13 protein-coding genes are annotated in these 13,358 nt (G+C 45.9%); 6 read left to right on the top strand and 7 right to left on the bottom strand.

What is annotated here, in order from left to right; translation table 11 throughout:
• Positions 1-6: 6 nt before the first annotated feature.
• Positions 7-300, bottom strand: a complete 294-nt coding sequence (gene yabP / locus CIB36_RS05555) for a sporulation protein YabP (protein WP_093988541.1) — start codon at positions 298-300, stop codon at positions 7-9.
• A gap of 152 nt (positions 301-452) precedes the next feature.
• Between yabP and CIB36_RS05560 the strand changes: the two genes are divergently transcribed.
• The gene (locus tag CIB36_RS05560) at positions 453-896 is read left to right on the top strand and encodes a MarR family winged helix-turn-helix transcriptional regulator (RefSeq protein ID WP_093988542.1); all 444 of its coding nucleotides are present in this window, start codon (positions 453-455) and stop codon (positions 894-896) included.
• A 5-nt stretch (positions 897-901) separates the two neighbouring features.
• A complete protein-coding gene (locus CIB36_RS05565; RefSeq protein ID WP_093988543.1) occupies positions 902-2,197 on the top strand; it encodes an MATE family efflux transporter in 1,296 nt (431 codons plus the stop codon).
• A gap of 31 nt (positions 2,198-2,228) precedes the next feature.
• Here the strand turns inward: CIB36_RS05565 and CIB36_RS05570 are convergent, their stop codons facing one another.
• The 4 genes from CIB36_RS05570 to CIB36_RS05585 all read right to left on the bottom strand — a co-directional run bounded on the left by CIB36_RS05570 (position 2,229) and on the right by CIB36_RS05585 (position 5,421).
• On the bottom strand, positions 2,229-2,471 hold the full coding sequence (locus tag CIB36_RS05570) for an RNA-binding S4 domain-containing protein (protein WP_093988544.1): 243 nt from the start codon (positions 2,469-2,471) through the stop codon (positions 2,229-2,231).
• 76 nt (positions 2,472-2,547) lie between these two features.
• Positions 2,548-2,820, bottom strand: a complete 273-nt coding sequence (locus CIB36_RS05575; RefSeq protein ID WP_093989000.1) for an HU family DNA-binding protein — start codon at positions 2,818-2,820, stop codon at positions 2,548-2,550.
• 27 nt (positions 2,821-2,847) lie between these two features.
• Positions 2,848-3,666: a nucleoside triphosphate pyrophosphohydrolase gene (gene mazG / locus CIB36_RS05580; protein ID WP_093988545.1), complete on the bottom strand. Its 819-nt coding sequence runs from the start codon at positions 3,664-3,666 to the stop codon at positions 2,848-2,850.
• A 39-nt stretch (positions 3,667-3,705) separates the two neighbouring features.
• Positions 3,706-5,421 (bottom strand): putative polysaccharide biosynthesis protein, encoded by a 1,716-nt coding sequence (locus CIB36_RS05585; protein WP_158662585.1) that lies wholly within the window; start codon positions 5,419-5,421, stop codon positions 3,706-3,708.
• A gap of 269 nt (positions 5,422-5,690) precedes the next feature.
• On the opposite strand from CIB36_RS05585, the gene CIB36_RS05590 reads away from it, so the two are divergent.
• The 3 genes from CIB36_RS05590 to CIB36_RS05600 are packed head-to-tail and all read left to right on the top strand — an operon-like array spanning position 5,691 to position 10,262.
• Complete coding sequence (locus tag CIB36_RS05590) at positions 5,691-6,179, top strand: MarR family winged helix-turn-helix transcriptional regulator (protein WP_093988547.1); 489 nt, start codon at positions 5,691-5,693, stop codon at positions 6,177-6,179.
• Positions 6,167-8,398, top strand: coding sequence for an ABC transporter ATP-binding protein (locus tag CIB36_RS05595; protein WP_093988548.1), 2,232 nt, complete (start codon positions 6,167-6,169; stop codon positions 8,396-8,398). The genes CIB36_RS05590 and CIB36_RS05595 overlap by 13 nt, the downstream gene beginning before the upstream one ends.
• Entirely contained in the window at positions 8,391-10,262 is a 1,872-nt protein-coding gene (locus CIB36_RS05600) for an ABC transporter ATP-binding protein (RefSeq protein WP_093988549.1), read from the top strand. The genes CIB36_RS05595 and CIB36_RS05600 overlap by 8 nt, the downstream gene beginning before the upstream one ends.
• Before the next feature lie 58 nt (positions 10,263-10,320).
• On the opposite strand, the gene CIB36_RS05605 is transcribed toward CIB36_RS05600, so the two are convergent.
• Complete coding sequence (locus CIB36_RS05605; protein ID WP_093988550.1) at positions 10,321-10,743, bottom strand: GNAT family N-acetyltransferase; 423 nt, start codon at positions 10,741-10,743, stop codon at positions 10,321-10,323.
• An 82-nt stretch (positions 10,744-10,825) separates the two neighbouring features.
• Positions 10,826-11,761 (bottom strand): magnesium transporter CorA family protein, encoded by a 936-nt coding sequence (locus CIB36_RS05610; RefSeq protein ID WP_093988551.1) that lies wholly within the window; start codon positions 11,759-11,761, stop codon positions 10,826-10,828.
• Positions 11,762-12,035: 274 nt separating this feature from the next.
• On the opposite strand from CIB36_RS05610, the gene CIB36_RS05615 reads away from it, so the two are divergent.
• Complete coding sequence (locus CIB36_RS05615; protein ID WP_093988552.1) at positions 12,036-13,316, top strand: AI-2E family transporter; 1,281 nt, start codon at positions 12,036-12,038, stop codon at positions 13,314-13,316.
• The last annotated feature ends 42 nt before the right edge of the window (positions 13,317-13,358 follow it).

The raw sequence follows: 13,358 nt of genomic DNA on the forward strand, positions 1-13,358 counted from the left end.
TAAGGGTTAGGCGCCGAAAAGACGTCCGAACAGCTTTCCGGAAGTCTCCTTTTTAGGGACTCGTTCTGTGTAGATCAGGTCTGTAATACTTCCATCCATGATAAGCTCCCCAGTTTCTACATTGGATTTTGTAATGTGCAGCTCTGTTCCACGGATCGTCAGTTCTCCCATAGAAGTAATTAGAATAATCGTGTTGTCATCAAAGCTTTCTATGTTTTCAACACCCGAAACAGAAAGGTTTTTCCGGTTATCAAGGATGATCTGATGGGGAAGGCGGTTTGTGTTTTTTTCTTCGGTCATATGAAAAATCTCCCTTTCGTTCAGATAGTACCAATATATGCATCAGGTATCAAAAACAGAAGAAAAAATTTTTTCTCTTTCACGTGACAAATCAGCAAAAATATGGTATCCTGTCAATTAGTACGAAAACAGACTAATTGAAGGAGTGACTTATGAACTGGGTTCAGGAAAAAATCAAGGACTATTATGCTGTATGGCTTGGAATAGACCGCGCCTATGAAGAGTGGGCGTCAGCGCGTCATATCACCTCGCATACATTATTTGTGCTTTATGGCGTTTGGCAGAATAACGGGCATTCTACCCAAAAACAGATCTGTGAACAGTGGTGTATGCCCAAACAGACAGTACACACGATTTTAAAGTCTTTACAGGAGCGGGACATGCTGGAGATCCGCCCATTACCCACAGACAGAAGAAATAAAGAGATTCGGTTTACTTCTTCTGGGAGAGAGTTTGCCGATCAGATCCTTGGAGAATTATTCTCCTTGGAGGAAACCGTTATGGTACAAATGGGGAAAGCACAGTGTGAACAAATGATAAAAAGCGGACATCTGTTTTTAGAATTGTTTCAAAAAAATATGAAGAAAGGGAACTAGTTTTGATGAAGAAAGAGTTTTTTAAGTATGTACTGCCATCTATGCTGGCGTTTGCATTTTCTGGAGTATACGCAATCGTCGACGGCTTTTTTGTGGGTAGAAATATTGGGGACGCCGGACTTGCGGCCATTAACCTTGCTTATCCCATCACGGCTCTGCTGCAATCTGCCGGGACGGGGATCGGTATGGGCGGCGCGATCCATATCGCAATCAGCATCGGGGCAAAAAACGACCGGGAAAAGGATCGCTTTTTTCAAAATACCATCGGACTTTTGATCGCTAGCTGTCTTGCGATGACAGCCGTTCTTTATCTCGCGGCGCCCGGGCTGTTGCATTTATTCGGTGCACAAGGGGAAATTTTTGACTTGGCGTTAGAATATATCCGTTATATCATATTAGGGGCGACCTGCCAGATCCTTGGCACGGGCCTGGTGCCGATCATCCGAAATTTTAACGGTGCATTTTTAGCTATGGCCGCCATGATCGCCGGGTTCGTCACTAATATTTTATTGGACTGGGCCTTTGTTTCTGTCTTTCAATGGGGAATGATGGGAGCCGCGGTTGCTACAGTGATTGGGCAGTTTGTTACTGCTGTACCATGCGTTGTGTTTTTGTTGGTTCACGGCCATTTTAAAGCATTGTCATCTTTCAGGGTATCAGGACTCACCCTGCGTAAAATCGTTGCTGTAGGGGCTTCTCCTTTCGGGTTGACGCTATCCCCAAACATTATCTTGATGCTGATGAACAAAAGTGCTGTGGATCATGGAGGAAACGCCGCGGTATCCGCGTATGCGGTGGTCAGCTATGTGGTTTGTATCATTCAGCTGCTTCTTCAGGGAGTGGGGGATGGATGCCAACCGTTGATCAGCCGCTATCATGGGCAAGGCCATACAGCGGCGGTACGCGCCCATCACAGGACAGCGTACTGGGTTTCTGTAGTGACTGCTCTGTTTGCCATGTTGGGGATCTATTTGTTACGGGGGTCTGTTTCCAGCTTCTTTGGCGCCTCTGCTCAAGTGGGAAAGACTGTGGAAGAGGTACTGCCCATCTTTTTGCTGGGATTTCTGTTTGTCGGGTTTTCCCGTGTCACGATCTCGTACCTGTATGCCGTTAAGCAAAACCTATACGCCTATCTTCTTATTTATGGGGAACCGGTCCTTTTATTTTTGCTGTTGAATTTTGTATTCCCGCCAATGTTGAATCTGCTGGGGGTCTGGATCTCCGTCCCGGTCACACAGGCTGTGATTGCCTTGGTTGGGACAGTTCTGTTATGGTGTTACCGAAGAAAACTGCCAAGATAGAATAAAAAAGAGCATCGTTAGATGCTCTTTTTTATTCTATGATCATATAGTTGTCTGCAGCGGTATCTTTTGTTGTATGCTCGGAAAGGCCCGTTACCTTTGCCTTTAAGGTTTTGGAGCCAAGATTGATCTCGATCACATCGTCAAGCTTCACCTGATAGGAAGCCTTGGCTACAGTGCCGTTGACTGTGATCCTGCCGGCGTCGCAGGCTTCATTAGCAATGGTGCGGCGCTTGATCAGACGTGTTAGTTTTAAATACTTATCCAATCTCATTGTTTGTCAGTTAATTCCTTTCAGATAGATAAAAAAGCCGACATCATGTCGGCTTTTCCAAACAAAACACATGCAATTATTTCACTAAATCTTTCAGTGCTTTACCAGCTTTGAAAGCAGGAACTTTTGTTGCAGGGATTTTAATTGTTTTACCAGTAGCTGGGTTGATGCCATCTCTTTCTGCACGGTCTCTTACTTCAAAAGTACCAAAGCCAACCAACTGTACTTTTTCACCAGCTTTCAAGCTTTCGGAAACAGCTTCAATCGTTGCGTTGACAGCCTTTTCAGCATCCTTTTTGCTCAGTTCAGCTTTTGCTGCTACAGCAGCAATCAATTCAGTTTTCGTCATTTGTTTGACCTCCATCGTTTTTTTCAATCAATAAAGCGTTTGCTTATCAATTACCTCTTGTTTGGCAGAACGCCATAATTTATTCAAGGTCTCTAAATCAGCGGATTTCATGTCAATTCCCTTGGCAACGGCCATCCGCTCGACCTCTCTAAATCTATTTATAAACTTTTCTGTAGAATTTGTCAAGCTTTTTTCACTATCAATTTCAAAAAAGCGAGAAATATTTACGCAGCTGAATAAAAGATCGCCAATTTCTTCGTCAATATTCGCCAAATCCTTGTTGGAAATTGCCTGTTTCAGTTCTTCTACTTCACTGAGCAGGTCGTCTAAGGCACCCTCTGAGTTAGGGTAATCAAAACCAGCGCGTTTTGCCCTGTGCTGTACCTTTTCGCTGCGCATTAAAGCAGGAAGGACGGCCGGCACCTGTTCTAGTGTTTCTGTATAAGAGTTTTGATGTTTTTCCTCTTTTTTGATAGCATCCCAGTTTTTTAAGACCTGATCTGACGTGCTGGCCTCAATATCAGAAAAAATGTGTGGATGGCGGTGAATCAGCTTTTTGCAGATCCCAGTAACAACGTCGTCAAAGTTAAAGACATCCTTTTCTTCCTCCATCCGCGCATGGAATACCACCTGAAGCAGAACATCGCCGAGTTCCTCCTGAAGCAGGGAGGAGTCCTCCTTGTCGATTGCCTCTAAAACCTCATAGGTTTCCTCCAGAAAGTTTTTGCGGATCGAGTGATGATCCTGCTCGCGATCCCAAGGACACCCATTTTCGCCGCGTAGAATTTTCATGATCTCCAATAGGTCGTTGATCTGATAGCGCTCTTTCTGTTCAAATTCTACCATTTCTATCTTTGACACTCCTTTTACTGTTATTCCTGTTTCTTATAAAAGATGTAATTTTTCCATCAGTGCCGCAATTTTAGCGCCTTTTGGCATCATTAAAATATCCGATTTCGGGACTGCGCGGATCAGCAGAATAATGACGACATAAACTGCGCCGGCGGCGGCGATCGAAGCAATGGTAATCAGCTTGGAATCCGAGATTTGGGAAACCAAATAAGCAGTTCCCCCGCAGGCAAGCGCCCCGATCAATGGTTTCCCCAAAATTTTAAAGTAACTGAGATGCACGCCTGTGATCCGGGTCAGCCAGACGAGGCAGAGCACAACAATGGTAAAGTAACATAAAAATGATCCAATCGCCGCACCGGTTACATTTAATTGCGGGATCCCGACCATAATAAAGTTTGTAGTGATTTTTATAAATGCGCCGATCATAATAAATTTTAGTGGCAGGTCAAATCGGCCGACCCCTTGCAGGATCGCATAGATCGGTGTGGTAAAGGCCAAGAAAATAGCGGCGATCCCCAATAGACGCAAGGAATCCGGGGTAGCTGCGACCAGACCGGGTTTAGAACCGTGGAACAGCATGATGATCTGTCTGGATAAAACACTAATCCCGATCCCGGCAGGAAAAGCGATCAGGGCTGTCATCCGCAAAATGGATTCCATGTTGGTTTTCAGGCTCTTTCTGTCCCTGTCCACCCATGCAGAAGTGATATTGGGGAGGGCGCTTTTTCCAAACAGGGAGGTAAATGCTGAAACTAAACTGAAGTAGGTCAGGGCAGTCGTATAGGTCCCATATAAAAAGGTGTGCATTTCCTGTCCTGCACCTAGGTACTGTCCGTAAAGGTTATCAAAAAAGCTCTGGTTTGCCAGATATGTGCTTTGCAGGCGGTTGGAAACGGTCATTACGTCGATAAGGTTCGTCAGGGTCAGCGCGACAGAACTTAAGGTAATCGGCAATGCGGTTTTGATTAGGGTAAACACAATTGCTTTGGTACGTACCGGCGGAGGGGAATTGCGCAGTTCCTCTTTGGTGATACCGTCGCCGGAACGCCGGTAGTGGATCAACATGTATAAGAAGCCAGCCAAGGTGCTGAAACTGATCCCCAGCATAGCGCCGGCGGCCGCAAAAGGCAGCGCAATGGATACCGCATCGGATTCGGTAAGCACCTTGGTGCCGAATACCATGCCCGTATCATGGAACTGTCCTTTGGCGTATGCGATGACTGCATACGCGAACAATAGCCCGACGATCAGCTTGCAGATGACTTCTACCACCTGAGATACTGCGGTAGGGGTCATGTTGCGGAGACCTTCATAATAACCGCGGTAAGAGGCCATCATACAGCTGAAGATAATGGTAGGAGCCATTGCCATAATAGCATAACGGGCGTTTTCCATCTCGATCAGGGAAGAGAACCCGCGGGAAAAAACGAGCATTAAAAGCGCGCCGAACAGCCCAAGCGAAATGAAGATGATCTGGACAGTCCGTAAAATTTTGCGGCAATCGCGGTAACGCCCTTTGGTAGAACATGCGGCTACCATGCGGGCGACTGCCGAAGCAAGACCGGTGACCGTTAAGGCGTAAATCGTTGTGAACAGCTGGTAGGAGGAATTGAAGTAAGCCATACCAGTCGCGTCTAATACGTTTGTTAAGGGAATTTTAAAAACCGCGCCTACGACTTTAACTATGATCATAGATACCATTAAAATCGAAGCGCCTTGAATAAAGTTCTGTTTTTTCGTATTACCCAAATCACACACTCCCATGCCTGAGATTTTCCGATATTTTAGAATCTTATATTATATATTACCATTATTTTGTATTCATTACAACAATTTTCAGGTTTTGCGGGTTCAGCTTATTCAGTGTCCACAAAAGAAAAGCGCTGTATAAAGAGGTTTTTCTCCAATCTGAAAAATGTTTATGAAATAATTGTTAAACATACGAAATGGTATTGATTTACAGACGGAAGGAGAGTATGATTAGTTAGTCGACTAATCAATTATAAAAGAGGGAAGAAATGAGGTACAAAGATTCATTCATGGCAAGTTTTGACCGTGCTGTGCGGTTGCATTTTACCCGTGCACATGCGATGATGGAAACCATAGGGCTTTATCCGGGACAGCAGATTTTGATGTTTGTTCTGGACGAAGATGCGAATGGACTAAGCCAGAGAGAAATTGCAAACCGCATGGCTGTAAAGCCGGCTACGATCGCCGTCATGATCCAGAGGATGGAGAAAAGCGGCTTTGTGGTACGCAGTATCGACGAAAAGGATAAGCGGATCACCAGAATATCCCTGACAGATCTGGGAAAGCAGACGGTATCTTATTTAACGAAGTTGCGGTCACAGATCAGGGAGGAGTGTCTGGAAGGTTTTTCAGAAGAGGAAGCAGCGCAATTTCAAAATTTTCTTGACCGGATGTCAAAAAACCTAAAAAATCGAACAAACAATTCCAAACAACCAAGATCACATTCTAGTAAAGGAGGAGTATCATGTCACAATTAGGAAAGCTTCTAAAAAGATTTTCCGGCTGGATTGTGCTGATCATTGCACTGCTGGTCGCGCAGGCTCTTTGTGACCTGGCATTGCCGGACTATACTTCCAACATTGTGAATGTTGGGATCCAGCAGGGCGGGATCGAGTATGCCGTGCCCGAAGAGATCCGTGCAAGCGAATTTCAAAAGCTGGTGACTATGACATTAGAGAAAGACAGAAATATTTTTTATGATAATTATGAACTGATCAAAGATGGGGAAACAGTTTCCTGGGACCAGACTTGGGATACGGTTACAAAAGACGACAGCTATCATTTCCGATTAAAAGAGGACGCTGATCTGGAAACAATGGAACCTATCTGTTCTAAGGCGATCATGGCGGTTTCACTGCTGGACGGAGACAGCGAACAGGCCAAGTCGATGCAGGAACAGATGACACAGGCTCTGCCGGAAGAAATGCGCGGGGCTCCGCTGATGCAGCTGTTTTTACAGATGCCGCAGGAACAGGCCGACGCGGTTTTATCTCAGCTGGATGAGCAGCTAAGCCAGATCCCTGAAAGTATTCTTTCCCAAAGCGCGATCGCCTATTTGCAGACAGAATATCGGGCGGCGGGACTTGATGTAGACCAGATGCAGAAACAGTATATCCTGATTGCCGGGTTGAAAATGCTGGGGGTCGCTTTGGTGGCAATGGTCTGTACCATTGGCGTTACCTTTATCGCGGCAAGGATCGCGGCCTCTTACAGCCGTGATGTGCGAAGCGGGGCGTTCCGAAAGGTGCTGAAATTTTCCAGCAAGGAAATGGATCATTTTTCAACAGCTTCTCTAATTACCCGGTGCACAAACGACATTCAGCAGGTGCAGATGCTGTTAGTTATGATGTGCCGGATGGTTTTTTACGCTCCGATCATTGGGATCGGAGCCTTGATCAAGCTGATGAGCAAGGGCAGTTCAATGACTTGGGTGATCGGGCTGGCAGTCGTGTTGATCATGGGGATCGTGATTGCGCTGTTTGCATGCGCGATGCCAAAATTCAAGATCCTGCAAAAATTGGTGGATAAGGTAAACCTGATTACCCGGGAAATTCTAACCGGCTTGCCGGTGATCCGTGCCTTTTCTACCCAGAAGCATGAAGAAGAACGATTTGATAAGGCCAACCGGGATCTGACGAAAACCAACCTGTTCGTCAACCGTGTCATGGTGCTGATGATGCCTACCATGATGTTTATTATGAACGGCGTTTCCATTTTGGTGATCGGCGTCGGCGCCGGGAAAGTCGATACCGGCGTCATGCAGGTAGGGGACCTGATGGCCTTTATCCAGTATGGGATGCAGATCATCATGGCATTTTTAATGCTCTCTATGATGTCCATTATGCTGCCAAGGGCTTGGGTTTCTGTACGCCGCCTGGGCGAAATTTTTGATGAGCCCCTTTCCATCCATGACAGTGAAGCGCCCAAAGCTCCTGTTGCTGAGAAAAAAGGCTGGGTCGAATTTAAAGATGTTTCTTTCCGGTATCCAAATGCGGAGGAAGACGTGCTCAGCAATATCAGTTTTACTGCAAAACCTGGGCAGACCGTTGCATTGATCGGTTCTACCGGTTCCGGGAAATCCACCCTTTTAAATCTAATCCCGCGGTTCTTCGACGCGACACAGGGATCAGTTATGGTAGACGGGGTAGATGTCCGTGACCTGCCGCAGCACGAACTGCGGGATAAATTGGGTTATGTACCGCAAAAAGGCGTTCTGTTCAGCGGCACGATCCAATCGAATATTTCCTACGGACGGGATGATATTTCCGAGGAAATGGTCCGGGAAGCCGCGCGGATCGCACAGGCAACAGAATTTATCGACGCAAAACCGGAACAGTATGAAAGCCCGATCTCTCAAGGCGGCGGAAACGTGTCCGGTGGGCAGAAACAGCGCCTTTCCATTGCAAGGGCAATCGCCAAAGGGCCGGAGATCTATCTGTTTGACGACAGTTTTTCCGCTTTGGACTTTAAAACTGATATTACCCTGCGAAAGGCGCTGCGGGAGGCAACGAAAAACAGTACGATCCTGATCGTTGCACAGCGGATCAGCACGGTACTGAACGCGGACCAGATCTTAGTGCTGGATGAGGGAAAGATCGTCGGCAAAGGAACCCATCGCGAACTGCTGAAAAACTGCGAGGTCTACCAGCAGATCGCGCTGTCCCAGCTTTCAAAGGAGGAATTGGATTATGAGTAATCAAGCAAAACGGCCACGCAGAGCTCATGGTCCCATGGGCGGAATGGGTGCCGGGGAAAAGGCGAAGAATTTTAAGGGGACCATGAAGCAGCTATGGAAATATCTTTCCCGTTATTGGGTAGCCCTGCTTTTAACTGTTTTATTCGCAGTCGGCAGTACGGTGTTTGCAATTATCGGACCGAAAATCCTTGGAAACGCTACCACGGAACTGTTTACCGGCCTGATGAGCAAGATCACCGGCGGCGCAGGGATCAACTTTGAAAAGATCACACAAATCCTGTTGTTTTTATTGGGGCTTTATATTCTAAGCGCGGTGTTCTCTTATATCCAAGGCTGGCTGATGACAGGAGTTTCACAAAAACTGACCTACCAGCTCAGAAAACAGATTTCGGAAAAAGTCGGCAGGATGCCAATGAGCTTTTTTGAAACAAAAAATCACGGGGAGATCCTTTCTATCGTCACCAACGACGTGGATACCTTGTCCATGAGCTTGAACCAAAGCGCAACGCAACTGATCACTTCGATCGTCACGGTGATCGGGGTTTTGGTCATGATGCTGTCGATCAACTGGGTCATGACCTTGATCGCACTGGTTATTCTGCCTGTGTCCGCTATTCTTGTATCACAGATCGTGAAGCGCTCCCAGAAATACTTTAAAGGACAGCAGGAATATTTGGGGCATGTCAACGGCCAGGTAGAAGAAGTATTTGGCGGGCATTCGGTGGTGCGTGCGTTTAATGCAGAGAAGCAGGTGACCGAACAGTTTGAAAAGGACAACAACACCCTTTATCAGTCTGCATGGCGGTCCCAGTTCCTGTCTGGATTGATGATGCCGGTCATGGCCTTTATTGGAAATATTGGTTATGTGGCGGTCGCAATCATCGGCGGTTATTTTGCCATCTCCGGACAGATCACTGTTGGGAATATCCAATCCTTTATTCAATATACCCGAAATTTTACCCAGCCGATCACCCAACTGGCGCAGGTGTCCAATATGCTCCAGTCTACGGCTGCCGCAGCGGAACGGATTTTTGAATTTTTGGAAGAGGGAGAAGAGGATCAAACAGCAGAAACCCCTGTTCAGATGAAACAGTTTGACGGCAGTGTTGCTTTTGAGCATGTTCATTTTGGCTATAACCCGGATAAAATTATCATCAATGATTTCAGCGCCCAGGTGAAGCCGGGGCAGAAAATTGCGATCGTTGGTCCTACCGGCGCCGGAAAAACTACCATGATCAAATTGCTGATGCGCTTTTATGATGTCAACAGCGGTGCAATCTTAGTAGACGGGCACGATATCCGGGACTTTAACCGGGATGATTTGCGAAGCTTATTCGGCATGGTACTGCAGGATACCTGGCTGTTCCATGGCACCATTATGGAAAATATCCGTTATGGGCGTTTGGGGGCGACCGATGAAGAGGTATATGCGGCGGCAAAGGCGGCCCATGCTGACCATTTTATCAAGACGCTTCCGGACGGATACCAGATGGTACTCAATGAAGAGGCGAGCAATGTATCGCAGGGGCAAAAACAGCTTTTGACCATTGCGCGCGCGATCTTGGCAGATCCGAAGATCCTGATTTTGGATGAAGCGACCAGTTCGGTAGACACCCGTACCGAAACACGGATCCAAAAAGCAATGGATAACCTGATGAAAGGGCGCACAAGCTTTGTGATTGCGCACCGGCTCTCTACGATACGCGACGCGGATCTTATTTTAGTGATGCGTGACGGGGACATTGTGGAGCAGGGGACACATGATGAATTGATCGCACAAAAGGGCTTTTATGAGTCGCTTTATAATTCCCAGTTTGAACGGACTGACAGAGGGGAACCTTCCTTGGTTCCTGCACAGACATAAATAACATGGGAAAAAATATTGCCCCCTCAGAGCTTCTGGAAGCTCTGAGGGGGTTTCTTTACAGATATTTAGACAGAAGTTGCTCTTCTTCTTTCCGGTATCCCAGGGAATGATAAAGAGCCTGCGCCTGGAAATTTTCTTTTCCTGTTAAAAGTGTGATGCTATGAATCGAAACATACTGCGCACAATATGCTTCTGCAAATGAAATCATTTGACTTGCCAGCTTCTTTCTTCGATGTTTCTTCAGTACAAAAACCTCTGTGATTTCGGCAGACGGATCAGAGTAACAGAATGATTGTTTGATTTGGACACAAATAAAGCCCACAATGCGGCCGTCCGCCTCGGCGACTACCACAATTTCCTGCTGGTTGCCTGTAAGCGATTTTTTTACCTCCTCAAGACTGGTTTCTTGAGGGCCGTTAAACGCTTTATTTAACAAAAACAACTGTTCGGCATCTTCCTTTGCCGCCAATCTTATCATAAACTTTTCCTCCTATTGTACTACAACAGAAAAATGAGAAAAGGGAAGTCCTTTTTATAAAGAACATCCCTTTATCTAAATTTTATTTGAACATTTTTGCTTTAAATAAGATGATCGCCGCGATCAGCGTCAGCAAAATCGCGATTCCAAGGGGCGCCCATTGAAAACGGTCCATCCATAAGCCACCATCAATGTTCATGCCGTAAAAGCTGAATACCATGTTGGGGATCTCTAACAATACGGTCACTGCCGTCAAAATTTTCATCACGATATTCAGATTGTTGTTGATTACCGAAGAAAAAGCGTCCATGGTACTGGATAAAGTGCGGGAATAGATGCTGGCCATTTCGATAGCCTGCTTGACCTCGATCAATACATCTTCGAGCAGGTCCTGATCTTCCTCGTACATTTTGATGATACGCCCGCGCAGGATCTTTTCTAAGGTGATTTCGTCCGCTTTTAAAGAGGTTGAAAAGTATACCAAAGATTTTTCCAAACCTAACAGCTGCATCAAAAGCCGGTTTTTCATAGATTTATCCAATTTACTTTCTAAGCTAGAGGTGATCTTGTCGATTTGTTTTAGGTAGGTCAGATATTGCGTTGCCCCACGAAGCAGGATACGCAGCAAAAAGCGGGTCTTTAACTGGGTCTGCACATTACGGATCATGCCGTTTGCAAAGTCGCTGATGACCGTATTGTTTTGCAGGGAAATGGTAACGATATTTGTTTCGGTCATAATAATCCCTAGCGGACGGGTAGTATAAAGGACAGTATCATTATCCTCGCTGGTTAAAAAGGGAATATCGACCAATACTAAAGTTTGATCGTCCTCATTTTCAATACGGGAAGATTCCTCTTCGTCCAGTGCTGCGCGCACAAAATCGCGGTCCAGCTGAAGCTGGTCCACCAAATAAGAGATCTCGTCTACCGTTGGGCTGATCACATTGATCCAGCAGCCCTCTGTAAAGCTTGGGATTTTTACCATCCGGTTATGTTCGGTCAAGTAGAATTGAATCATCGAAAATACCTCCAGCGCATTAGTTGTCAAGGTATCTTCGCGCTTGTGTTATCAGATACCTTGAACGATCATTCGGGTCCGTATGCAAGGGTCAGGTTTCATGGATAACATCCTCCAATTCAAAATTTCCATGTTGTATTATATCATAAACAGGATTCTTTGAAAACTATTTTTGGGTGCTTTTGGGCTTTTTTACAATTTATTGATTGTTTTTCCTAAAAACTATGCTATGATAGTAAATAGAAATGATTGCCAAGGGGGAACTTTTGCCTGAATGAATAAACAACTTGAAGAGATATTGTTGTCTCATAAGCTTTTGAAGCGGGTGCTACTTATCATCACGTTTGCGATTGTACTGATTTTTGCGGTGTTTAATTTAAATCAGCTCCTTTCGATCGCCAACCGCGTCATACAAATTTTCACCCCGTTTTTTATGGGGATCGTTTTTGCGTTTATTCTAAATCTGGTTGTAAAGCTGTTTGAGGAACGTATTTTCCGAAGGCTGAATGAACGCAACCATAAAATTTGGGTCCGCTGTCGGCGGGGCGTGTGTATTTTGATCGCCTTTATCCTGCTGTTTGGCATCGTTGGTTTGATCTGCTTTTTGATCATACCGGAGCTTTTGAATTCCATCAAAGTATTGACAGATAACATCCCTTATTATGCTGCGGAGTTCAGCAAATGGGTCAATGATCTGCTGGCACAGTATAACATTACACAGGAATACCTTTCTACCCTGAAATTGGACTGGGGCTCCCTGATTGAACGTTTGACTGCGTTTGTGTCGGATGGGGGAAAGGCGGTCATGTCCTGGACTATGGGGGTCACCACAGGCGTGATCAACCTGATCACCGGGCTGGTGTTCGCGATCTATATGCTGGCAAGCAAGGAAAAATTGATCCGCAATGTAAAACGGGTGCTCTTTGCTTTCCTGCCAAAAGAAAAGGCGAAGACAGTGGTATCTGTCGGGTCTTTGGCAAATCAGATCTTCAGCGGGTTTGTTTCCGGGCAGTTCACAGAAGCGCTGATATTGGGAACCTTGTGCTATCTTGGCATGAGCATTTTGCATATCCCGTATGCGCTGCTTGTCAGCGTTATTATTTCGGTAACCAGCCTGATCCCGATTTTCGGGGCTTATATTGGAGCAGTGCTGGGCGGATTTGTCATTCTGTTTGTAGATCCGCTGTCCTGTTTGTGGTTTATTATTTTTCTGGTCTTGCTGCAAAATTTCGAGGGGAATGTCATCTATCCGCGTGTGGTCGGCGGCTCCATTGGGTTGCCGGGGCTGTGGGTGATGCTGGCTATCTTTGTATGCGGCGATCTGTTTGGGCTGATTGGCGTACTGCTGGGAGTTCCTACCTTTTCTGTCCTTTATGCGCTCTTAAAAACAGTGACCGCGAAACGGTTGGAAAAAAAGGATATCAGCTATGCGGAGATCGTGCAGGCCTCCAAATCAGAAATATTGGCAAATGACGTACCGGTGATCGAAGAAAAGGTTACCGAGAAAAAAAAGGTGGATCAGGTGAAGAAACCACCGAAAATCTTGAAAAAATAGCCGACAAGGGAATTGGCTTTACACAAAACCCCGTGCTGAACA

Origin of the sequence: Massiliimalia timonensis (genome assembly GCF_900186585.1) — a bacterium.
Classification (GTDB): Bacteria; Bacillota; Clostridia; order Oscillospirales; family Ruminococcaceae; genus Massiliimalia; species Massiliimalia timonensis.

Coding starts and splice junctions, on each gene's coding strand:
- CIB36_RS05595 (WP_093988548.1), top strand. CDS start 6,167: ATGTCACAATTAGGAAAGCTTCTAAAAAGATTTTCCGGCTGGATTGTG.
- CIB36_RS05570 (WP_093988544.1), bottom strand. CDS start 2,471: ATGAGATTGGATAAGTATTTAAAACTAACACGTCTGATCAAGCGCCGC.
- CIB36_RS05615 (WP_093988552.1), top strand. CDS start 12,036: ATGAATAAACAACTTGAAGAGATATTGTTGTCTCATAAGCTTTTGAAG.
- CIB36_RS05610 (WP_093988551.1), bottom strand. CDS start 11,761: ATGATTCAATTCTACTTGACCGAACATAACCGGATGGTAAAAATCCCA.
- mazG (WP_093988545.1), bottom strand. CDS start 3,666: ATGGTAGAATTTGAACAGAAAGAGCGCTATCAGATCAACGACCTATTG.
- CIB36_RS05575 (WP_093989000.1), bottom strand. CDS start 2,820: ATGACGAAAACTGAATTGATTGCTGCTGTAGCAGCAAAAGCTGAACTG.
- CIB36_RS05590 (WP_093988547.1), top strand. CDS start 5,691: ATGAGGTACAAAGATTCATTCATGGCAAGTTTTGACCGTGCTGTGCGG.
- CIB36_RS05565 (WP_093988543.1), top strand. CDS start 902: ATGAAGAAAGAGTTTTTTAAGTATGTACTGCCATCTATGCTGGCGTTT.
- yabP (WP_093988541.1), bottom strand. CDS start 300: ATGACCGAAGAAAAAAACACAAACCGCCTTCCCCATCAGATCATCCTT.
- CIB36_RS05560 (WP_093988542.1), top strand. CDS start 453: ATGAACTGGGTTCAGGAAAAAATCAAGGACTATTATGCTGTATGGCTT.
- CIB36_RS05605 (WP_093988550.1), bottom strand. CDS start 10,743: ATGATAAGATTGGCGGCAAAGGAAGATGCCGAACAGTTGTTTTTGTTA.
- CIB36_RS05600 (WP_093988549.1), top strand. CDS start 8,391: ATGAGTAATCAAGCAAAACGGCCACGCAGAGCTCATGGTCCCATGGGC.